Source organism: Phycisphaeraceae bacterium (assembly GCA_019636655.1).
GTDB lineage: Bacteria > Planctomycetota > Phycisphaerae > Phycisphaerales > UBA1924 > JAHBXB01.
The window spans coordinates 197022-220283 of sequence record JAHBXB010000003.1; the positions used below are offsets into that span (position 1 = coordinate 197022).

15 protein-coding genes and 1 tRNA gene are annotated in these 23262 nt (G+C 61.0%); 8 read left to right on the top strand and 8 right to left on the bottom strand.

Annotated elements, in window-relative coordinates; genetic code table 11:
• Positions 1-124: 124 nt before the first annotated feature.
• The 4 genes from KF745_10665 to KF745_10680 all read left to right on the top strand — a co-directional run bounded on the left by KF745_10665 (position 125) and on the right by KF745_10680 (position 8503).
• Positions 125-1300, top strand: a complete 1176-nt coding sequence (locus KF745_10665) for a tyrosine-type recombinase/integrase (GenBank protein MBX3358878.1) — start codon at positions 125-127, stop codon at positions 1298-1300.
• A 235-nt stretch (positions 1301-1535) separates the two neighbouring features.
• On the top strand, positions 1536-3050 hold the full coding sequence (locus KF745_10670) for a hypothetical protein (protein ID MBX3358879.1): 1515 nt from the start codon (positions 1536-1538) through the stop codon (positions 3048-3050).
• A 621-nt stretch (positions 3051-3671) separates the two neighbouring features.
• Positions 3672-7451 (top strand): hypothetical protein, encoded by a 3780-nt coding sequence (locus tag KF745_10675; protein ID MBX3358880.1) that lies wholly within the window; start codon positions 3672-3674, stop codon positions 7449-7451.
• Positions 7452-7525: 74 nt separating this feature from the next.
• On the top strand, positions 7526-8503 hold the full coding sequence (locus KF745_10680; protein ID MBX3358881.1) for a hypothetical protein: 978 nt from the start codon (positions 7526-7528) through the stop codon (positions 8501-8503).
• A gap of 150 nt (positions 8504-8653) precedes the next feature.
• On the opposite strand, the gene KF745_10685 is transcribed toward KF745_10680, so the two are convergent.
• The 7 genes from KF745_10685 to KF745_10715 all read right to left on the bottom strand — a co-directional run bounded on the left by KF745_10685 (position 8654) and on the right by KF745_10715 (position 15218).
• Complete coding sequence (locus KF745_10685; GenBank protein ID MBX3358882.1) at positions 8654-8863, bottom strand: hypothetical protein; 210 nt, start codon at positions 8861-8863, stop codon at positions 8654-8656.
• A complete protein-coding gene (locus KF745_10690; protein MBX3358883.1) occupies positions 8860-9930 on the bottom strand; it encodes a hypothetical protein in 1071 nt (356 codons plus the stop codon). Before KF745_10690 ends, KF745_10685 begins: the two co-directional genes overlap by 4 nt.
• Positions 9931-10201: 271 nt before the next feature.
• Positions 10202-10609, bottom strand: coding sequence for a hypothetical protein (locus tag KF745_10695; GenBank protein MBX3358884.1), 408 nt, complete (start codon positions 10607-10609; stop codon positions 10202-10204).
• A gap of 534 nt (positions 10610-11143) precedes the next feature.
• A complete protein-coding gene (locus tag KF745_10700) occupies positions 11144-11974 on the bottom strand; it encodes an alpha/beta hydrolase (GenBank protein MBX3358885.1) in 831 nt (276 codons plus the stop codon).
• 174 nt (positions 11975-12148) lie between these two features.
• Entirely contained in the window at positions 12149-13015 is an 867-nt protein-coding gene (locus tag KF745_10705) for an alpha/beta hydrolase (GenBank protein MBX3358886.1), read from the bottom strand.
• 293 nt (positions 13016-13308) lie between these two features.
• The gene (locus KF745_10710; GenBank protein ID MBX3358887.1) at positions 13309-14046 is read right to left on the bottom strand and encodes a hypothetical protein; all 738 of its coding nucleotides are present in this window, start codon (positions 14044-14046) and stop codon (positions 13309-13311) included.
• Positions 14047-14153: 107 nt separating this feature from the next.
• Positions 14154-15218, bottom strand: a complete 1065-nt coding sequence (locus KF745_10715) for an NAD(P)-dependent alcohol dehydrogenase (protein ID MBX3358888.1) — start codon at positions 15216-15218, stop codon at positions 14154-14156.
• A gap of 240 nt (positions 15219-15458) precedes the next feature.
• On the opposite strand from KF745_10715, the gene KF745_10720 reads away from it, so the two are divergent.
• Positions 15459-16100 (top strand): sigma-70 family RNA polymerase sigma factor, encoded by a 642-nt coding sequence (locus KF745_10720; GenBank protein MBX3358889.1) that lies wholly within the window; start codon positions 15459-15461, stop codon positions 16098-16100.
• Positions 16101-16142: 42 nt separating this feature from the next.
• Complete coding sequence (locus KF745_10725; GenBank protein ID MBX3358890.1) at positions 16143-19580, top strand: protein kinase; 3438 nt, start codon at positions 16143-16145, stop codon at positions 19578-19580.
• Positions 19581-20266: 686 nt separating this feature from the next.
• Here KF745_10725 and KF745_10730 read toward each other — a convergent pair.
• On the bottom strand, positions 20267-21046 hold the full coding sequence (locus KF745_10730; GenBank protein ID MBX3358891.1) for a VOC family protein: 780 nt from the start codon (positions 21044-21046) through the stop codon (positions 20267-20269).
• 1761 nt (positions 21047-22807) lie between these two features.
• Between KF745_10730 and KF745_10735 the strand changes: the two genes are divergently transcribed.
• Together KF745_10735 and KF745_10740 are read left to right on the top strand one after the other, a co-directional pair.
• Positions 22808-22881, top strand: a tRNA-Val gene (locus KF745_10735).
• A gap of 161 nt (positions 22882-23042) precedes the next feature.
• Complete coding sequence (locus KF745_10740) at positions 23043-23261, top strand: DUF3185 family protein (protein MBX3358892.1); 219 nt, start codon at positions 23043-23045, stop codon at positions 23259-23261.
• Position 23262: the final 1 nt, after the last annotated feature.

Sequence of the window (23262 nt, forward strand, 5' to 3'; positions counted from 1 at the left end):
GGACTTGCGCAACATCGCAGGTCCCTTTTTTCGTGCCCGCGGCGGCCCTTTGACCCCTGTTTTGGCCCCGCGTCCGCGAGAGCCGGGACCTGCCACGAGGACCAGCACGGTCCCGGAGGTCTCAGTGGCCAGTCTCAAGAAGCGCGGCGGCACCTACTACGCCCAGTGGTATATCGGAACGAAGCAGCGGCGGGTAACCCTCAAGACTTCGTCGCTCCAGGTCGCCAAGGAACGGCTCAGGAAGATCGAGTCCAGGCTCGCCGCGGGATTCGATGACCCGCTCCCGACACGAACGCCGATCGGCGAGATCGTCGCCGCGTATGTCCGCCAGATGCGGCTCGTGAAGACCGCGAAGAGCGCCCAGACGGACGTCTACTACCTGCGTCAGATGTTCGGCCCGTGCTGCCCCGAGATCGAGATCACAAGCCGGGTGGTTACGCCGGCAACGACCAAGCGTCCGCCGACGCCGGGCAGCACGCCGCGAGACGTCGCCCCGCTCGATGCGGCGTTCATCGAGCAGGTCTCGACTGCGCAGATCACCGAGTTCATCGGCCGCTTGGTCCGCGCCAAGGGGCTCGCCCCGAAGACTGCGAACCGCTACCGCGAGATCGTCAACAGGCTGTTCAACTGGGCGATCAGGGATGGCCGGGTCCGCCTACCCGGCGACCGCAACCCGGCGGCACGGGTCGACCGGTACCGGGAGCCTGCCCCGGAGATCCGGTACCTCACGCTCCGGCAGATCGATGAGCAGCTCGAGGCCCTCGAGGACCACCGCCAGCTCCAGACCATGGTGGCAATGTACATCTATGCCGGGCTCCGCCGGGAGGAGGCCCTCTGGCTCACTGCTGCCGACGTTGACCTGCATGCGGGCGCTCGCGGCATGATCCGGATCCGGGCAAAGACCATCGGCGATCGCTCGTGGCAGCCTAAGACCAGGGTAAACCGTGCGGTCCCCATCAGCCGGGACCTCGCGCGGTGGCTGCTGCGCTACCGCCCAACCCCCAACCCGGCGGGTCTGTACTTCCCCAGCCCGCACGGTCTGCCGTACGACCCCGACAACCTGTCCAGCGATCTCAGGACCGCCCAGGAGCGGGCGGGGCTCGCATGGACCTGCCTGCACTTCCGGCACACCTTCGGGAGCCAACTTGCCCAGAAGGGCGTCAGCCTGTACAAGATCGCCACGTTGATGGGGAACTCGCCGGAGATCTGCCGGAAGCACTATGCAGCGCTGGTACCAGACGCGATGGGAACCGATGTGGAGTTTTCGAACAGTGATTACCTCATGCCGGATGCAATTTGATGCCCGTGTGCAACTCCAGGCCTCCCCGCGCACGTGGGAGTAAGGCGATGGGCTTTGCACAATTTTTGCACAAGGCTCGGCACATCGCGCGGAGTCACTTGCGTATCTCCTGGCAAGTGGATATGTTCTGGACACGATCTGGGCCCGATGTGTCACAGCTAGGTGCATCGCCTGTGACGCTTGATTGTCGATTAACGTCATCGAAGCAGCCCGGCACCGCGATCTTGGAACTCCCATGACACGAGTACACAGCAATATCGCCCTGTCTCTCTCCATGTCGCTCTTCTGCGCGCCGGCTGGTGCCCAGCCAAGTGTGGTAATCAAGGTTGGTGATCCGCTCCTGGCCATCCCTGCTGGGCAGTCGGTGGTGTCAATTGGCTCTCCTGCGACCGACCACGCTGCCGGCTTCGCCGTTACTGTGCAAACAGAAATAGCTGTCCAGGGTGGCACGAGACGATTGAGCCACATTTGGGGTCAGGTGAACGGAGACCCACCCGCGCTACTCCGTACTGAGTCCTTTAGTGAGATTCTTCCACAGGCTGAATTCGAAGCAAAACTCGGCGTTAGCAAGAAGGGTCAAATCGCCTACAGCGCCGAAATGGCGATAGGCTCAGTCGGCTTCAAGGACTCAGTGTGGGTAGACGACACACTTCTTGCGATCCAATCCGACGTCATCCCAGGCCTCGAGCCGGAGCGATTTTGGCGATTCACCAGCCGCCCCGGCATCACTACGAACGGCACCCCCTACTGGCTCGCAGGCTTAGCAGGAGCCCCGGGAGGCCTTTCATTAAGTTGGGGACTATTCTTTGGGCATACCCCAGAGCCAGTATTGATTTATAATCAACTAGTCCCTGGACTTGCAGAGCCATTGTCGTCAATCGCCACCGTTGGACCAGCTTTCGGGTTTTCGCCAGCTGGTGATCGATATATTGCTGAGGTCACGGTAGCGGATCATGCAGGTCCAGTGTACCAAGCCGTCGTGCTCGACGGAACCGCGCTTGTTGCTGGTGACATCGTACTTCAGGGGCGGCCCGTGGTCGCTGCAGGCCGCAGGCCCCCAGAGACCTGGGCATCGTTTCAGCAAATGGGAATCACCGGCTCTGGGCATTGGTTCCTCGCGGCAACTACCTCCGATCCGTCGGTGCCTCTGGCGCTGCCAACCGCCATTCTTATGATCGATGGTGAAATCCAGTACCGTACTGGTAACATCGTAGATGGCGCCATCCTCGGCACACGCCTCCGCGACGTGGCGATTAATGAGAACCGCGACATCGTTTTCGTATGGGATGTCCATATCGGAAGTGTGACTGGCCAAGCGCTCTTCATCAACGGTCGACGAGTCGTCACAACTGGCGATAGTGTGGATCTAACCGGGGATGGCTTGGCCGATTATCCTGCGGTGGTAGCTTCACTACGGGGTGTCGATGGACTGGTAGTTGCGGACAGGGATCTCTCTGGTTACGCAAAGATTCACTTTGTAGGCAATATTGACGACAATGGCGTCACGCCATCCACGGCAGCATACTCGGCGCTGATGATGATGAACGTTCATCCTGGCAGCCCGTGCCGCAGCGACTGGGATCACAACGGCATTATCGAGCCAACGGACATCGCCGCCTTCATTCAATCCTGGTCGGCCGATATCGCGCAGGGCACAACTATCGCAGACTTCGACAACACCGGAGTGACCGACTCTGCCGATCTTGCTGCTTTTATTAATGCGTGGACCACCGATCTCATCGTCTGCTAGAAATCCTATTTATACGCATCGAGTGCCCCTGCTTCGCTCTGCTCCGGAGTTACCCCAATGTTTCAGCATTTTATTATCAGCATCACCCGTACCATGATTGCTTTGTGTCTAGTGATTGTCGCAGCCGCAGCAATTGGTCCGGCGTCATTCGCAGTGGCCCAGAGCTGCGGATGCTCTGGAGCATCTCAATCAACGATATGCTCTGTGGGTCTGACTTGCCCTACCAGTAACATTATGCCGGGCCAACCCGTCCAGATTACCGCAACCGTAGCGGGCTGTAGCGCCTCGGGCACATTTAGCTGGACCGTGTGCAGGAACGGCGTGCTCGTCGGAACTGGTGGTGGCTCTGAGCCGGGATGGTCCTTCACGCCCGACCAACCCGGATCCTATGTCGTGTGCGTAACATTTGTCCCAATGAGTGGTGATCCCATCTGCGCCTGCTGCAGCTTCTTGGTCGTTTGCGACCCTCCGGCAAGCGTCGGTATTTATGGATGTCCATCGGCGGGCTGGCTAGCCACGAACCGCTTCGGACAACTTGACGCCGTCGGGTCGCCGCCTGGCGGCACGTACATCTGGACAGTCGAGTATGGCGAGCACGCGTTGATTCACGCACCATTGCCGTTGATTAGCCAGTACTTTGAGTACACTACAAAGAACATCGGATCTGGCGTGCTTATCCGCGTTACATATGTTGCTCCAAGTGGCTGTGCAGCGTACGCCGACTGTCAATTTGAGATCAGCCCAGATTCCGATGGAGACGGGATTCCTGACTGGATAGATCCAGATCCGTATAATCCAGATACAGACGGAGACTCGATCCCAGATGGCTGCGAAGTTCGACTAGGCACCTCACCGACTGATGCGCAATCAAAGCCCGACAACACCCTCGATACCGATCGCGACGGCTTGTCCGATATCCAAGAAATTTGTGACTTTCACACGGATCCACGACGATTCGACACGGATGGAGACGGTGTTCAGGATTTGGCGGAGATTGAACTCGGGCTTAATCCTCTACAGCCACGAACTGGAGAATTCGGACTACTTGATTCGCAGCGAGTTGAGTATCTCCTACGTGACGCCGATCGAGACGGCGTCTATGACGAGTTTGAGTTAAAAATTGGACTTGACCCAGGAAACGCTGACACTGATCAGGATGGAGTACCTGATGGATGGGAACTAGCTCGAGGATTTGACCCACTCGACCCCTCTTCCGTGCCACCAATCGCAACAACGGATACGGATGGTGACGGACTAACCGATGCGGAGGAGATGTTTATCTATCGCACAAATCCATCTATAGCTGATACGGACGGTGATTCCGTTCCAGATGGATGGGAAGTTTCATATGGATTTAATCCGCTCGACCCAACAGATGGTAGCGCAGACCTAGACGGTGATGGCTTGGGCAACGCGCAGGAGTTCGGTCTCGGTACAGATCCCACCCAAAGAGACACTGACGGCGACGGCGCAGACGATGGCGTCGAGATTTCGCAACACAGTGACCCGCTGGATGTTGCCGACGGAGGTTGGGCGCCGTTCGAAGGAGACACATTTGTAGGCGAAATGTGGTACTTTAGTACAAGCGCTCGATGGACAATACAGGTCGGACCGTACCGAACTACAACGAGTGAATCTTACCCGACCGTGCGAGGTGCCTCGTCCGGAATGCTGCTATCCACTTGGAGAGACTATACTACATCAATTAAATACAGTGGGCGGCCAAGCTGGTTTGACACCTATTATAGGGAATGCGGTGACGGCACGTCGTTCTACAACGGTTATTGCTATTTAGCGGCTAGCGCCATAGGTCTTGAACATCCGATAATGGAATGTGTCGGCCCCGAGCCACAGTGCCAAAATCCACTATGCGAAACATATCGTCCTTGTGATAACGACAATGACAACGGTTGGCTAACAGACCAAAATGGTCTCTGGCGACGCGGCAATGACAGATTCTATGACTGTACTCCTGGTTTGCCAGTCCGGTTTCCCGGAACATGGCGCGTTCGGTTCAGACGCCCAAGCGACCCTGCCAGGGCCATCGCACTGTCAATTGACAGCGACAACAACAGCGGTTACGGGGTTGATCGCAGCGTATCCGAGGAGGCTGCCGAATCGCATGCGCCTGGTAAAGTAGTATTCATTGCAGCTGGCGACAGTGATCGCGATGGGGTGCCGGATTACGCAGATGGACTTGGTCGTACGGACGCAAATGGATCGCCGTGGGGAACACCAAGCTCCGATTTCACTAGCCTGGTACCGATCGTCGTAGATCTCGGCCCGTTTGATAATATCTCGGAAATGACAGTGAGCTTTGAATACAGCGCCTCGTCGCCGGCGGAGCTGCCCGCAAGAATTGCTCACGGCGATTCACCAGTGGCACGCTGGTACGAGTACCCGCTACCGCCACTGCCGGACGGGCACCTGCGGCTTTGGCGAGGTCAAGCCCGGCAACCCGGAAGAACACCTGGCGATTTTATCAAACCAGGAGTGCATTATGCCGTATCACAACTTGCGCCTGGAATGCAAGCCGGTGAGCGGCGCACTATTACAGTGTTCGTTGAAGCCATTCGACCTGTAGACACCATCGCCAACGCACTCAGCGTTCAAGCCGTTATGCGGGCCGGTACGACAGTAATTGGATCCGACATCGTGTATATAACGCCAGCACGATTGACGGTGTACGATTTGCGATACTGGGGTCCAGCAACGGATCCCAATACATATGCACTCACATTGGAAAACAGGAATTTGGATGACCCCAGTGTGGCTCATCCATCGTCAGAGGTTGGTGGAGCCATTACAGATGGAGCCAGCGTGTGTCTACTGCGAGTAACGCCTCCAGACTTGAATGTTGAACTTCGTCTTAGCGTATTTCCACGCGGCGGTCTCGCTGTCTGTGAGATACCCACGCACTTTGGCGGTTTCAGCGGAACAGCAAAGAATGAGACGGAGCTGGAGCTGCCGTCGCTTCCTATGCCATTTGTTCCACCCGACGGAACAATTGGGTATAGCTGTCAAACGACTATGACGGATCAGAAGGCATTTTACGTGCCGCCTGCGAGCTATCTGGACCCTTTCTACAATCCGGAAGTGTGCGGCATTCTCAACTCACAGGAAACGTGCGAAGTGTATTTCGGAGTCGAGGTCAATGGGTATATGCAAACTGTTATCCCGTTTAAGCTGCGACGACCACCCATTGTGTTGGTGCACGGCTTGTTCGGATCGGCCGGTGACTATTGGCATTCATCGCAGTATAACGAACTTTACGATGCACCCCTGCCAACGAGATTGTATTTTGTAGATTATGAATATAAAAATTTGCAAGGTTACGACGCTTCGTTTATGAAAGTGCCGCTGAAAATTCGTGAAGCGCTGCATGATTATAGAACAGCAAATGATGATATTGGGCCGCACACGCCATGGCTTCCAAATGCTACTGCGAGTTTCCAGCATCTTGCTACTCGAGCCTTTTTTGGCATTAAGTATGCAGCAACGCGAGCGGATGTAGTTGGGCACAGCATGGGAGGGCAGATTACTCGGGCGTATATCAGCGGTGTCGACGGTATCGCTAACCGAAATGTGTTTTTGAGAAGCACCATGCCTCGCGCTAACTGGCCGATGTTGGACTTTCGGCGGCACGCGCCTGTTGCGCCATTTGATCCATCTGTTGCTGACGATGGACGATGGCGCTATATCAGGGATGATAACTATTTGGCAGGAGATATTCGACGATTTATCACCATTGGTTCTCCCTTTAAGGGATCCCCATTGGCTGATGGTCTTGTGCTGACAGTGACTCCAGGTACCACGGCCGAGAAGCGACTGTGGGGAGCTCGCTATGGGATGGAGACATGGGCCGGAGGCTCACCTCAGGTCGCGGAGGATTTTTTTAGTCGCTTGTATAAGCCAGGAAGATCTGACCTTCCCACAGCAATTGCCGACTTGGCCAGCGACAGCGTTGCGAGGGCTCTTCTGACAGGTGAATCTATTGCCTCTGTGGGCGGGATGGGTTACTCGGCGAGCTACCCGACGGGCTACCGTGCGGTTCCATGGATTCCTCTAGGCGGTATCGCTGCAGGGTATCATCCACAGACCGAGGGACGAGATCTCCTTCAGATTTCCAGCAGGAACTTTGTAAGCAGAACTGTATTTGATACGCTAACAGTAGAGCGTAGTGATCTGGTGGTGAATATTGAGTCTCAGCTCAATGGCGCTGGCGAACCTGGACCAAACCAGCACCTTATTCACAAGGTGTTTGGTGCAACACAACACAGTCGTCAAATCATACCGGTTGGGGCGCCAGGTGAGACTCAGTCTACGCCAATAAGAGAGGAAATTGCGCGTCTATTATCACGCGGACTGCTTGATTTTAATACTACAGGATTGGACAAATGAAAATGACTATATTTGCATGCGTTGTTGGCTGTGCAGTAGCGTTTGGAGGCATACAGCCGCCGGCTACTAGTCGAATGGTGCAACTGAATGTGCAGGTGAAGGATCGAGCCAATCAGCCGGTGGCTGGAATATATGTTAGTGTGGCAACTCCGAGCAATCCGCCGAGACTGCCTACAGATTCTCAGGGGGGTGTCTTATTTCAGCTTGAAGTACCGACAGTAGAATCGAGGCTGGTAGTCGCGCTATCGGCGGTTATCCCTGTTGCGGATGCTGATGAATACGCGGCTGCAGTGGCCAGATATCAGCAGAGTGTTAGTAATAATGCCTTTAGGCAATATTATTTGGTGGATTTGCAGCCAGGTGTTGATTCGTACAATGTGACTATTGCGGGGCGACCAGCCGTGACGGTCTCGGGAAAGGTAGTTAGGCCCGATGGTACGGGCGTCGAGTCCATTGTGTTCGTCAACGACGCTCCACTGCCTGTGCCGCAAGAGCCAAGTCCGGTAGATGGTACCTTTGTTGTTGGTGGTGTGCCCGCGGGAGAGGCTGCTGACCTGTTTCTTTGGCCTGGCGAGGATAATGCTGTGAGAGTAGTCCACCTGACTGCTGCGCAAACCTCATCAGATGTGGCGTTAGGTGATTTGATCGTGGCTCCGCCTGCCATCGGCACGGTGCCCGTGCGGATAATTGTATCTAACGCAAGGGGTATGCCATTTGTGCCAACAATGAAAGAGTATTGGGTCACGGTTGTTTCCCAGGATGGCGCTGGCATATGGTCGTTCCGTGTTGATGAGACTGGACGGGCATGGGCGGATCTTCATAGTGCGACACCGGTTATGTTGTCACCTGGAACGTACTTTGTTGTGGCCGGTCCAATTATGTATAATCGAGCGGCTGCTGGGCTCGTGCGTGCACTTCAGGATGGTCGAGTGGCGGATATTGAGGCTGCTGGTGTCGCTACGTTTACTGTTCAAGGGACGACAGAGATGATTGTTCCGATTGACGCTGCGGCAACAGAGGCGGCGGTGTGGACGGTGATTCCTGAGCGTTGAGACTATAGTCAGGCCGATTTTAATGTGCGAAAGAGTCGACGGAGCATAGCCTCGTGCGACTAGGTCACTGCGTGGTATGTCTGCGCCGCCACCCCGGCGGACTTGCGGTCTCCGGGGCGGCATGCGGGGTAGGGCTGGAATGTGTCGCGGTCAGATCCGCCGCGACTGTTCGAGCATCTCGACCTCCTCCCGGATGTACCTGACGATCCCGTTTCGTCCCTCGCCCAGGCAGAGCCGTGTCAGGCCAGCCCGCCGGGCGATCCGATCGACACTTGAGCGAGAGCACCGCCAGCGCTCGGCAAGCTCCCTGGGAGACAGGTAGGGCGATGGCGCCCGCGGCTGGGGTTGCCGGGGGCTCATTCCGCGACTCCCGTGTCTGCCGCCCGCCGTACGCCCGAGGCCGACGCGATGACGCGTATCGGCAGGCCAGCCGCCATCGACAACGCAGCGATGCACGCATGCTCGCCGCGAGCCTCGACCACGACGCAGCGGCCCGCCTTGCCGCAAGGTTCGCCCGCAACGGCTAACGCAGCGACGGGAACCTCCAGCCGGGCACGCCACACCCGCACCCGGGAGACCTCGCCCGTGGAGTGGTCGACCCGATCGGCAGCCGCGAACAGATTCGTGGTGGTACCGCACTCCGCGACCCGCTCCCCGTAGCTCCGCGGAACGACGGTCCGCTTGGCGCCGGTTGGCAGACTTCGGGCACTTGGGCGGTTCCAGAACCCGCGGCTTGCTCGATACCTGGGCACCCGCTTCTTCGCACCCATCTCCAGGACCCAGGTAGGCCATCCGTATTCTGGTGTCTTCACGAGGTACTTCGTCATGTATCGCGCGGCGTGCTCCGCACCGCCCTCGAACGATCGCCGCGAGAAGCGAGTCGTGCCGAAGGCCGGACGGTTTGGGGCGACCGGTCCAGCCTGCTGGGGACGGAACTTGGACCAGGCCGCATCGATAGCGGTCTTGGGAACGAAACTGGCGTCGATGAGCACGTGGAAGTGGGCCTGCTCGGACTTCTCCTGGAACTCCACGACGTAGAGGTAGCGACGAGAGTGGAGATGGCCACCACGGTCAAGATCCTGCATGAGCCGGGAGATCGCCCGGGCTTTCCGGATGTACAGGTACGCATCGCGGGGCGTGGGGAACAGCTCCGGGTCCACCGTGAGCGTGAGCATCATCCGACCGGCGAACGTGCGCAGCACCGGCATCAGCTCGGCCCGCAGGGTGTACCCCTTCCGGCGGCAGCAGTCATCGCAGTACCAGCAATCGCATCCGCAGCGGATGGCCTCGAACGATTGCTCGCCCTTCTCGTTTGTTACAACATTCTGGGAGTATTCAAGCAAAGAGGATCGGCCGCGACGGGCGGCTGGCGCCGCCGCGCTCGCGGCCGTCTCAGTTGTCTTCGTGCCCGTACCTGGTACTGCCATGGACCGCTTCCCGGAGCTGATGCTCCGATGTGGCCCATGGCTGGCTGACTCCTGCAACACGCAGGACTGGCTGGCTGCTGGCGCAAAGTGCTAGCGATTCTGACTGCGAACCACCGATGCCGCCACGAGAGGATCCGCGGCCTGCAGCTGTACGCTGCCCTTTCTCTGACTGACTGCCAACTCGTAGACCCGGCGCTCCGGTCCTCGTGTCAGGACAACAAACCACCGGATAGCTCCGTCCACAACGATGCGAAGTGGACTCACGATCCAATCATCCCTGCTCACGCTCACGCCCCCTTGGGGCCCACGACCCCGTTTGCCGCTTGTTCTGCTTCGCCCCCTCGATGGACCGCTGCGAAATCATGATCATGAAGTGCCCCCCCGCGTCGTATGTGACCCGCTCAAGAACCCCCGCCGCAACAAGCATGTCGATGTGCGCCCGTGAACACTTCAACTCTCCCGCTGCTCCCCCGGGCGACGGTCCCCAAAGTCCCCGTTCCATCACATCATCAGCCCACTTCGAGAACTTCTCGGCCTCTCGCTGGGCCTGCGTCATCTTTCCCGATGCGACCATCGACTCCCCGCAGCTGGAGCAGATCAGGTCCAGATCGTCCGATGACCGGCGCACCCGTTCGCACTCGCGGCACCAACCCCACGGGAGCCCTTCAGTGTAAGTCATACACTCAGTGTAAGCCGTACAGCCGAGGTGTCAAGCGGTCGCTGGCGTGATCGACGCAGACCCACCCAATACCGCAGCGACGGGCGACGGGTATCGGGTGGGTCTGCTCCCGAAGGGTACCAGCAAGATTCAGACCACGACTTCCCCATGAACCGCCCGGAGGTCGCGTGTTTTCGGTGTCCCCTGTTCTGTCCCTACGACTTGCAAAACGCGGTCGATATGGTCAGAATGGACCGCACGTCGGGAGTACGTAAGCTCCTGACGACTCAGCAAGTTCCGGCGACGCCAGAAGTTCGGGAAAACAGGCTGCGACCCCTCATAACCCGGAGGTCGCAGGTTCAAATCCTGCCCCCGCTATTGAATCGGCCCTGGCGCTAGCGCCAGGGCCGATTTTCATGGTGGACCCCGATCTGAACCGCCGACTTGCCGACGGAACAAGAGGCGATTGCACGGTGAAAGATCGGATTGCACCGGACTCGCGCCATTCGCACATCGCAATGGCATTGCATGATTGCTGGCGAAAGCAGTCCGATCTCAGCCGCTGATGAAGGCCTGAAGGTCGTGGTTGATCACATCCGCGTGCGTGGTGCACATACCGTGCGGGAGTTTCTCATAGACCTTGAGACTGCCCTTGCTGAGCAGCTTGACGGAGAGCAGCGCCGAATCGGCAATCGGCACGATCTGGTCGTCATCGCCATGCATGACCAGCGTCGGTACATCAATCGCGTTGAGGTCCTCCGTGAAGTCCGTTTCCGAGAAGGCTTTAATGCCGTCGTGGTGCGCCTTGGCGCTGCCCATCATCCCCTGACGCCACCAGTTTCGGATGACCCCCTCGGAGGGCTGGGACCCGGGTCGGTTGAATCCGTAGAAGGGCCCGCTTGCCAGATCGAGGTAGAACTGCGGTCGGTTGGCGGCCAGTTGCACACGGAGTCCGTCGAACACTTCGATCGGCGTGCCGCCCGGATTCGAGGGCGTCTTGATCCTGATCGGCGGCACCGCGCCGATGAGCACGAGCTTGGCAACGCGGCCCTTGCCGTGACGGGCGACGTATCGAGCGGCTTCGCCGCCGCCGGTGGAGTGCCCGATGTGGACCGCATTCCTCAGGTCGAGGTGATCGAACACGGCCGCAGCATCTGCGGCGTAGTGGTCCATGTCGTGGCCGTCGCTGATCTGGCTCGACCGTCCGTGGCCTCGGCGATCGTGGGCGACGACCCGGTAGCCCTTCTGCAGAAAGTACAGCAACTGGGCGTCCCAATCGTCAGAGGAGAGGGGCCACCCGTGGTGGAAGACTACGGGCTGTTTGTCTTTGGGTCCCCAGTCCTTGAAGAAGATCTGGGCACCGTCCTTTGTGGTAACGCTGGTCATGTGCGAGTCTCCCTGATCAGCCTTTTCATGGGAAGTGCGAAGAGCACCGTCAGCGGACACCCCGGGCATCAGCGTGTACGCCGCCAAGCCGGCGCCCAAGCCCAGCATGTCGCGTCGGGTGAATGGTTGCATCGAGTCGGAGTGCATGGCGATGGTTCCCTGAAGCGGCCGCGCTCAGCGCGACTTCACGTTTCGAGCAAGGAAGTCCCGCATAAGCCCGGCGATTTCATCGCCGTTTGTTTCCAGCGCGAAGTGCCCCGCATCCAGCAGATGGAACTCGAGCGTCTTGAGGTCGCGTTTGTACGGCTCGGCCCCGGCGGGGGGAAAGATCTTGTCGTTCTTGCCCCAGACGATGAGCATCGGCGGCTGAGACTTCCGGAAGTACTTCTGCCAGGCCGGGTAGAGCGGAGGGTTGCTGCCGTAGCTCAGGAATAGATCGAGCTGGATCTCGTCGTTGCCCTTGCGGTTAAGCAGGAACTGGTCGTGGGCCGCGCCGTCGGGGCTCACAAACTCTGCGTTCGGAGCGCCCTCGGTGTACTGCCACTTCGTGGCGTCGTAGGTGAGCAGATTACGGATCACGTTGCGCCGTTCCATGTTTTGCGGCTCGGCCCAGTACGCTTTGATCGGCTTCCAGAAGTCGTTATCGATGCCCTCGTCGTAGGCGTTGCCGTTCTGCACGATGATGGCGGAGATGCGGTCGGGATGCGCGGCGGCCAGGCGATAGCCAATGGGCGCACCGTAGTCCTGCACGTAGACTGCGTACCGTGTCAGACCGACCTTCGTCGTGAACTCGTCCATGACCTTCGCCAGATTCTCGAAGGTGTACGAGAACACGTCGTGCGGGGGCATGGAACTGTGGCCGAACCCCGGATAGTCGGGTGCGATGACGTGGTACCGATCGGCCAGGGCCGGGATGAGGTTCCGGAACATCTGCGAGCTGGTCGGAAAGCCGTGAAGGAGGAGGAGCGAGGGGGCGTTCGCGGGGCCGGCCTCTCTGTAGAAAACGTCCACGCCGCCGGCCTTAACGGTCTTGTAGAGCACCCGCGGAGGCTGGGCCGGAGCGGGCGTAACGGTGGATGACGCGGGCCTTACCGGACCCAGCCCGACGAAGACTGCGATGACAGCCGCCAAGATCAACGTGCAGACCGAAATGGTCGTCCAGCGAGAAGTCGACATGATGGACCTCCAGGGTGTGGTGAAGAGTGTGTCAACGTGAAACAGCCGACAGCTTCTGTGTTGAGGTAAGGCAGCGGCCAGCCGTCGGGGAGCACCAGCGGCGGGCCGGCAACAGCGGTTTGGCGAGGCAGATCCGCTCTCGCGAGGGCCGCGGCCGCTCACCGAGGATCGAGGTTGTCGAAGAGTTTCACGCCCCGCTCGGCCGCGCTGCGGCTGCTGGCCGGGTTGGTGCCCGTCACCAAGCGACCCGACGCGATCGAGTAGTCGTCGAAGGCGCCGACCGCGCCGCTGTAGAACGCCCCCGCCGCAGTAACGGCTTCAACGATGGGGACGACGCCGTCCTGCCGCATCTTGTCGAGAATGTTGAAGATGAGTTCGCCTTCCACCATGAACCCGGTCACGGTCCTTCCGTGGATGATGGACTTGCCGGTCTTGGGGTCGATGACGCCCGGGAGAATCGCAGGACCGTGGCACACGGCGCCGACTACACCGCCGCGACTCCAGACGTCCGCCGCGATCGCCTGCAGGCCCTTCGCCTTCGGATAGTCGTACAGAGCGGCATGGCCGGCGGAAGCGAAGAAAAAGCCATAGTCCTGCGGCCTCAGGTCCGATGCCTTCTTGAGCTGCGATTTGATCTTGATCATGAACGGGTGCTTGGGGTTGTTCAGGATCGCGTGCTCACTCCCGGACAGGAAGGGGAGCGTCAACGAGATGTCGTCGAAACCGCATGTGCCGGTTTCGGATGCGAGGTCCACCTCGAATCCCGCCGCGGTCAGAGCCAGGTACGGGTGGAGCGCCTCGACGAAGAACACCCCGGTCCGGTGGCCACCGGGGTAGATCGCTCCGTTGAAGCTCGAGACGGCGATGAGTGCCTTTCGCGGAAGTGGCTGTGACACGGTGTGGCTCCTCGTTGGATGATCAGTTCTGGTCCAGGACTTACCGGTGTGGGCCGCGCGAACATGTGAGCGGCTCGGATGGTGCGGACTGGGTTGAGAACGGCCGGCTACTGCTGCGGGAACTTGACGACGGCTCGGCCCACGACATCGCCCGCACGCAGGAGCTCGATGTGCTCGTTGACCTGGTCGAGCGAGATGGTGGTGATGGTGTGGCGGATCTTGCCCTGGGTCGCCAGCTTCACGACCTCGGTGAGATCGGAGTTGTTCCCCCAGTAGGAGCCCGAGAGCGTTTGCTCACGGGAAACGCGGGGGAAGAGCGGGATGTCGATGCGGTCGCCCACCAAGCCGACATCGACGTAGTGGCCGCCGATGCCCAGCAGGCTGAACGCGAGTTGCACCATCGCCGGAGCGCCGGTGCAGTCGATGATCGCATCCAGATCCGGCTGGCCGGTGGCGGCGTCGAGCTCGCGTGCGACGTCCGCTGTGGCTTTGGCCTCGATGTTGATGGCATGGTCAACGCCGTATTTCTTCGCAACAGCGAGCTTGTCGGCGTTCCGGGCGAATGCCACGACGGTCGCGCCGCCGCCGAGCAGCTTGGCATACTGCACGGCGTAGGCGCCGAGCCCGCCGATGCCGAAGACCCCCATCACGCGGTTTGCGCCCAGCGCGCCGGCGTCGCGGAGCTTCTTGATCCCGCGGTAGGGAGTCAGCCCCGCATCGGTGAGCGGCGCGAGCTCTTCGAACGGAAGGCGGCGGTCGGCTTTCACCAGATACCGCGCAGGAACAGGGATGTACTCCGAATAACCGCCGTGCGGCCCGAACCCAGGCCATCGCACGTTCGGGCAGATCTGCGTGTTGCCGACCAGGCAGTGCCGGCAGGTGCCGTCACCCCAGCCGGGCGCGACAACTACATGATCGCCCTCGTGGAGCCCAAGCGCCTTCTGGACCAGCGAGCCGAGTCTGTCCACAACCCCCGTAATCTCGTGGCCCGGGATGATCGGGGTCGGGATCTCCGCGTATTTCCGGAAGTACCCGTCGATCAGCTGCACGTCGGACCGGCACATCCCGCACGCTCGCACCTGCACCAGCGCCTCGTCGGGCCGGATGTCCGGTACGGGCACGTCCTCCAGAACGAGCGGCTTGTTGTACTCTCTAATTCGAGCGGCTTTCATAGTTGACCCCTTGAGCCAGACTCGTTCAGATTTGGCTCGCGAGTACTGAGCGTGACCCCACGACAGCGTGAACTGGCAGCCTCCAGCGACTGCAGCGTGAGTTCGTCCACCAGCGTGGAACCCGCGCTTCGCTTGTTGGCACTAAGCGCCGGGGATCGCCAATGTTCAACTGGTTCGGGTGCGGTGAGGGGCACATCGGGCCGAGGGAACCAAGCGCCACGTCCTCAGTACAATCGCTCCGTGCAAGCGGAGCGCACCACGGTTGCGATTCAGCGTTACCTGGACGACCTGCGTCATCCTGAGAGCAACTCGCCGGCGGAGCCTGTCATCCGTGATTTGCTGGGGTTGGCGGCTCGGCGTCTGCACCTGCTCTGCGCACGGCTTCTTTCCCGCAGCTACCCGCGCCTCGCGCGGCCGCCCGTCAACCTGCAGGCCACCGAACTGCTCAGCGCCGTCACGGAGCGGATGCTCAAGGCGATGCGGGAAGCGCGGCCGGTAACGGTGCGTCAGTTCTTTCACATCGCCAGCCAGCACATGCGATGGGAGCTCAATGACGTGGCCCGACGCTTAGACAAGGGGCCCCGCGCGGTCGAGCTATTTGAGGAGTTGGTCCCTCGATCGACCGAACCCGACACCACCGTCGGACCGAATGTGGTTCGAATCCTGGAGGCGATCGAGAACCTGCCAGACGGCTCTCGCGAGGCGTTCGATCTGGTCCGCATCCAGGGGATGTCGCAGCCCGAAGCCGCTGAGTTGCTGGGCGTCTCGGTCCGCACCGTGCAGCGGCACCTGAGCAGCAGCGTCTTGCTCTTGAGCCAGGAGTTGGCCGATCTGTGCCCCCCGGACTTCACCAAGGGCGGCGCAGATGAACCGTCTGCGTAGGCCACGCTGGATGGTGCGGCTCCCGCCAACGATGAGGCCCCTATGGATCAAGAGCAGGTCATCATCAACGAACTTGCCCAACAGATCATCGAGTCTGGCCAGACCGCAGAGGATGTCTGCCGCAACCGCCCGGATCTCCTTGACAGGGTTCGTCGATTGTCGATCGTGGCTCGGGCGCTCGAGGGAGAGCTCAAGGAGCTCTTTCCCTCCTCTGATGAATTGAGGGCCGACGAGCCCGCGATGTCGCTGGACCGCTCATTCCCTCTGATTCCTGGATACGAGATTCAGAGCGTCCTTGGCTACGGCGGGATGGGCGTGGTGTACAAGGCGGCTCACCTCGCGCTACATCGAACGGTCGCGATTAAGATGCCGCTCGCCGGCGCGTTGTCGAGCCCGACGGAAAGGCAAAGACACATCCGTGAAGCGCGGGCGATCGCAGCGCTTGGGCACCCGAACATCGTCACCGTCCATGACGTCGGTGAAGTCGAGGGCAAGCCGTACTTCACGATGGAGTTCGTGGACGGGCAACACCTGGGCAGCTGTCTCGCCAATACGCCTCAGCCGGCGCACCGAGCCGCTTCGATGCTCGCGCTCCTCGCGGACGCGGTTGCCTGTGCACACCGCGCCGGGATCACTCACCGTGACTTGAAACCGGCCAACATCTTGCTCACCGCGGACGGCACGCCCAAGATCACCGACTTCGGGCTCGCTCGACGCCATGACGTCGACGCCACGCTAACCGTATCCGGATTCCAGTTCGGTACACCCAGCTACATGTCTCCCGAGCAAGCAAGCGGCAAGACCGACGGGCAGAGCACAAGCGTCGACATCTATGCACTCGGGGCGATCCTCTATGAGATGCTGACGGGCCGGCCCCCCTTCCGGGGCGACTCTCCGGTTGAAACCGTACGGCAGGTGATCCAAACAGAACCGGCTCCGCCCTCGCGTCTCAACCCCACTGTGCCACGCGATCTTGAGACAATCTGCCTGGCCTGCCTCCGAAAGGACCCGGCGCGGCGGTATCCGACCGCAGCGGCCCTCGCGGAAGACATCGGGCGGTTCCTGCGAGGCGAGCCGATCGCCGCGCGACGGACAAGCGCCGCCGAACGCTTGCTTAAGTGGGCGCGCCGTCACCCCGCCGCCTCGGTGGCGGCTGTCTTTCTGGCCGTCGTTGTCGCGGCGGGCGGTGTTGTACTCGATCGGGCCCTCTGGGCCCGCGCCGAGCTGCGGCGCAGCGTGAACAATGATCTGGCCGAACTGGAGCGCTCGGAGCGCAGCGGCCAATGGGCCGATGCGCGCGAAGCGCTCGAACGCGCCAAGGGCAGGCTGGGCGACCGCGACGTATCCGACGCTCGCGCACGCATCCGTCAGTCTGAACGCGATCTGGGGCTTGTAACGCAACTGGCCGCGATCCGGCTCGGTGGCGCGGAGATCATCGGTGGGAGAGTCAATTTCGCCGAGTCGGCAGCACAGTACAAAGAAGCGTTCGACGCGGCCGGATTGACTTTGGAGACCCTCCCGCCTGCGGCCGTTGCGGAGCGTATCCGCTCTTCTCCGATCCGCAACGAGTTGATCGCGGCTCTCGACGACTGGTCAACAGTCGTCCCGAGCCGGGATCTACTCGACAAGATCTACGCGGTCGCCCGAGATGCCGACCCAGACCCTCGTTGGCGCGACAAGGTGCGTGATGCATCCATCATCGATGATGTCGAGGCGCTGACCACACTGGCTAACGAAGCGACGATCAGCGAACAATCGCCCTCGATACTGGTTGCGCTCGGCCGCCGCCTCGACCGCGCCAAGGGTGAGCCCATTGCGTTCTGCCGGCGCGTCCAGCTCCAGTATCCCAGCGATTTTTGGGTGAACTTGCAGATCGGGAGTCTGCTCCAGAAGAAGCGCAGTCCCGAGTCGGTTGGGTACTACCTCGCGGCACGAGCGATCCGTCCGGACACCCTGATCGTTCCCATGAACTTGAGCGCGGAGATGTCCTACCAGGGGCGAACGGCCGAGGCGATCGACTACGCTTGGCGGGCCATCGATGTTGATCCACGCTCCGCGACGGTGTACGCGAACCTCGGCATCTGCTTCATGCAGTTTGGTCGATACGACGAGGCCATCATCGCTTGCCGCGATGCGCTCGCGATCGATCCACATCACACGTTTGCGACAGGTGTCATGTGCCAGACGCTGATGAAAGACGGCCGTATTGACGAAGCGCTCGCCGCGGCCAAACAGTTCCTGGGCGACTTGCCCCAGGAAGTACCGGATGGTGAGTCGATCGCCCGCCTGGTGGTTCAATACAAGGACCTCCTCGCGCGAGAGCAGCAGGTGAGCGACGTGCTGGCCGGAACCGAGCAGGTCGGGGCGTTCCGCCGCCGACAGCTCGCCTCGGTGTGCCTGCTCAAAAAGCGCTACGGAGAGGCGGTTCGGCTTTACGAGGAGGCGTTCACCGCCGATCCCACCGTTGCCAACGATGTCTTCTCTCAAACACGCTTCGAAGCGGCATGCGCTGCGGCCAGGGCCTCCGAACAGATGAAGGACGCGACAGAGCGGGTTCGATTGCTCAACATTGCTGTCTCGTGGCTGCGTGCCGATATTGAAGGGTGGTCAGCCGTGCTGGCCGGCGGCAAGGAACCAGAGCGACAGACACTTCTAAGGACGGTCTATTCATGGAGGTGGGAGCCGCGACTTGCATCGATACGCGATGCCCGTCCGCTGCGGAGTTGGCCGCAGGAGCAACAGGCTCAATGCCGTATGCTCTGGCGCGAACTGGAGACACTGATCGCGCGAGCGCAAATCGCGGCGCCGTCCGCAGATCGGCCTATTCAGATAGACGTCGCCTCGCTGAAGCGTGGCCGCGAACTCGCCGCCAAGGGCGATTGGGCAGGGGCAAACAGCTTCTACGCACGTGTCCTCGAGAGTGGTCCGAATGACGACGGTGAGTTTTGGTTTGAGTGCGCCGCCGTTCAGTTGCTCTCGGGCTATGCGACGGGCTACCGATCAGTGTGCAGCACTTTAATTGAAGGAGAGGGAACCAGAGGTGCACGCGCCTACCTCGTAGCTAGGGCGGCCACGCTTGCCGATTGTGGACTTCCTCACCCCGCTCTTGTCGACCGACTCGCCAAGCACACTGAGCTCCGCTTGAATGCCACCCAGTTCTGGGCACAAACGCAGCAAGGAGCCTTGGCGTACCGAGCCGGCCGGTACGACGAGGCGGGGGCGTTTTTTGAACAGAGCCTGAAGACCGATGCGCGTCCGGGCCGCGCCGTGGTGAACTGGCTGTGGTTGTCGCTCACCCGGCAACGCCAGGGCAAGACGGAGGAGGCTCGCGCCTTGCTGACAAGGTCCCAGCACTGGCTGGATCAGTACCGCGACGGCGTGCCGCCCGAGGCCGACGCGGAGGCCGGCTTGCACCTCCACAACTGGCTCGAGGCGAACGTGCTCCGTCGGGAGGCGGAGTCAGCGCTCTCGCCCAACTGACTAACGCACTCCGCCGAATTACTGGCGACACAGACCTCGACCCGCAGCGACTCGGCAGAGAAGCGTCCGATTGAGCGTTGTGTCGGTCCGGGACTGGCTGTAGTACGTGAACGTATCGATTTCACGGCCGTCCGCCGGATTGATTGTTGCCAAGCCGGCCATGTGCGTTTCCTCGAAAGTGAGACGTGAATGAGATGGGACGACGGCGATCAGTTTCCGAGGATCTCCAGGTGAATAACCTCGGGTAGTCTCGCGAACCACGCCTGCGCGTGGGGCGTACAGTTTCGGGACTCGAAGTCCGCCTTGCTTGCGAAGATCTCGTAGAAGACGAAGTGGCCGCGCGACTCGCGGTCCTCGTGCAGGAGGTAGAGTCAGGTTATTGGGTTCGCGGCGGACATGGGCGATAAGCGACTAGGTAGCGGTACGCAGTTCGCTTTCTTTGCCGGGCTTGGCGCGAACCTCGGCGACGACCGCGACCGCCACGGATGGGATTTGTTCGTAGTCGGCGATCGATCCGTCGCGCCCGGTGGCGCATCCCCCGTCGTGAGCGCGACCGCGGCACATGCCGCGAATATCACGATTCCAGAGTACTGTTGCGACATGATCGGTGCTCTCCACTGGTAAGAGACCTGGTGGAGGCACTCTGCCAGCATCGTGGTGAGAAGACAACAGCTCGATACGATCCATCAACGTCTAGAAGCGCCTTGCCGAGCCTCTCTCGCCTCGTCGAAGACGCGTTTGACCGGCGGGAGCGCCTGCACGAACTCAAGCTGCTCGCCCTCTGGACCCTTGCAGTAGATCAACCGCCAGCCATTGGACCGGCCCTCCGTGACGCCGTTGCTGTTGGCCTCAAGGGGTGCGGCGAGCCGCGCCTCTTCGGTGGTTACGGTGACAACACGATTCGCCTTCACTTGGGACATGCCCCGGCGGGACGCCTCTGCCTCCAGGTCTGCGATGAATGTGTTGAAGTCGGCATCGTCCCGGATGTGGAAGCAGATATGCATCATCCGCGGGAAGGCAGGGCTCATGAGATCCAGGGGCGCGGCGAAGCTGTCGCCTGTGCCGGAAGGCTGACCGGCGTCTCGGTACTGCAGCAGTTCGAGCACCACGTTGTCAAACTGGATGAACCGAACATCGAGCCGCTGTAAGCCGTTCTTCAGATCCGGGATTCCCATGGTGCGTGGATTGATCTTCCGCACGCGTGCCTCAATCTCCTGGTCGGTGAGCAACGTGTTGTGGATTCGTTCCCCCTGGAAATCGCCGTCGCGCATGATCTCGGTGCCGCCGAGGACCTCCGTGTAAAACTCGAAGGCCCGGTCCATGTTCTGGACGGTGAGGCCGACGTGCTGCACCCCCCGCAGCCGAGCCACGAGCGATCCGCCCTTTCCCCCGCTCTCACTCGGGGCGGCCGCTGTTTGACCCGCGGCCGGACTGGTAAGCATGGTGGAGGCGATCGATCCGGTCACAATCACTCCTGCCGCCGCTTTCAGAACTTCTCGGCGCGCCACTTGTGAACTCTCCTCGGTAGGGTCGAACATCTGCGTCTCCTTGAGTGTTTTGGGTCCTCGCTCCAGCCGCACCCGGCAACTGCACGACCACGTACCGGGCTCCAAGTTCGACCGGAGCCAGCCGGGTGGCATCCTGAGCGTATCCCCACGACACTGGGCTCCGGTGGCGGACTCCTGGCCCTTGCTGTCGATCGCTTACCTCGCCCGCTTCCTGTCTATCGCAGATGTCGCGGCCCGCTGGACTGGGTGCGATTCGTAGAACGAAGCGCGGATGCAGACCGTCGCGTGCGGCGCGGGCCCGGTGCAGACCGCGTTCTGGGTTGTTTGGCCGCTGGCGTGGCCGGCTCCCCTGGCAGCGGCGCTGCTGGCGGGAACGCTCTCACTCACAGAGACGCAGGCGACGGGGACACTCATCCCACAGGACCCGCCGGTGCTGACCACCAAGCTACTAACTTGGGCTCACGCGGTACGGTCCGACCGTGGTACGCGGCGGATGCTGCTCGGATGCGTGGACTACCAGCGGGCAACGCGCGTTCGTTGTAGAAGCGACGGGGCGTGGCTCTGCGCCGCACCCCCTATCCCCACGAGGAGGCTCCCTTTCTGTCAGGCTGATAGACGGCCCCGCCGTGACGCGGAAGGAGCGTCAGTGACCTGTCGGCTCTGACCTTTTCTCCTATGCGGCCTTGCTGAAGTAGGACCCAAACACAGCCCGAATCGATATCGTCGCGGAGCCCCGGGGGCTTGCCGGAGAATGTCGACGGTCGCCATAGCTGGCCCCCGCTACTTCTTGTGTGAAGGGAACTTGCGCAACATCGCAGGTCCTTTTTTCGTGCCCGCGGTGGCCATTTGACCTCTGTTTTGGCCCCGCGTCCGCGAAAGCCCGGACCTGCCATGAGGACCAGCACGGTCCCGCGGCCAGTCTTAAGAAGCGCGGCGGCACCTACTACGCCCAGTGGGACATCGGAACGAAGCAGCGGCGGGTAGCCCTCAAGACTTCGTCGCTCCAGGTTGCCAAGGAACGGCTCAGGAAGATCGAGTCCAGGCTCGCCGCGGGATTCGATGATCCGCTCCCGACACGGACACCGATCGGCGAGATCGTCGCCGCGTACGTCCGCCAGATGCGGCTCGTGAAGACCGCGAAGAGCGCCCAGACGGACGTCTACTACCTGCGCCAGATGTTCGGCCCGTGCTGCCCCGAGGTCGAGACTCCCAGTCGAACGGGAACCCCAGCCGTCAGACGTCTGCTGTGGGAGGAACCAAGTCCGCAACATGTTCCCCATCGTGGCCGTGTCCACCGCGCAGATTGCAGCCGAGCAGGTGAGGTGTCTTCATTCCACAGATGGCGCACAGCAAGGGATTCGCGACTTGTGGCTCGAAGCCTGGGGCATGGGCACGCCTCGGAAGCAGCCTTTGCCGTCCATGCAGCAGCGGCAGCAGAAGCCAAAGACACTTTCCCGCTTGGATGTACGTTCGGACGTCACCCGCGCCAGGTGCGGCAGCGCGTCGACCCACACCGACAATCAGCATCGTGCCCTTCCCGTCGATGTGGGGCCAGCCGCACAGGCAAGCGTGGGTATGCCGCCGCGTAGCCACCCGGAGAGGCTGGTCCGCATGCCGATCATGGGCGGCAGGCCTCTGCACCCTCACCGGCCGGCTTGCACCCGTCCATCAACCGGCGTATTGTCATCCCGATCCTGTTCGGAACGGACAGGACACCCGGGGCGCATAGCTCAGTTGGCTAGAGCGCAGCTGTCACATAGCTGAGGTCACAGGTTCGAGCCCTGTTGCGCCCATTTGCCCGATTCCGGCTGATTTTCGGCCAAGCGGCCCTTTTGTCGGAATCGTCGATCTTCAACGCGCGTTGATGTGTTGTTCAGCCGGGCTTCGGTCCGTGATGTGTGCGACCGATCGCTCGGCGGGCGTGTTCGCGGCCACGTCATGCGAAAGGCAACACATGCAACCCCAACGCATTGTCGGAATCGCGCTGCTGATCATCGGCGCCATCCTGCTCATCATGGGGCTCCAGGCGTTTGACTCCTTCGGCTCGCAGGTCTCAGAGTTCTTCACCGGCTCCCCGACCGACCGTGCCGTGTGGATGACCATCGGTGGCATCGCGGCGATTGCCGTGGGCATCGCTTCGACCCTGGTGCCATCCCGAGCCGGCCGTCAGTAGA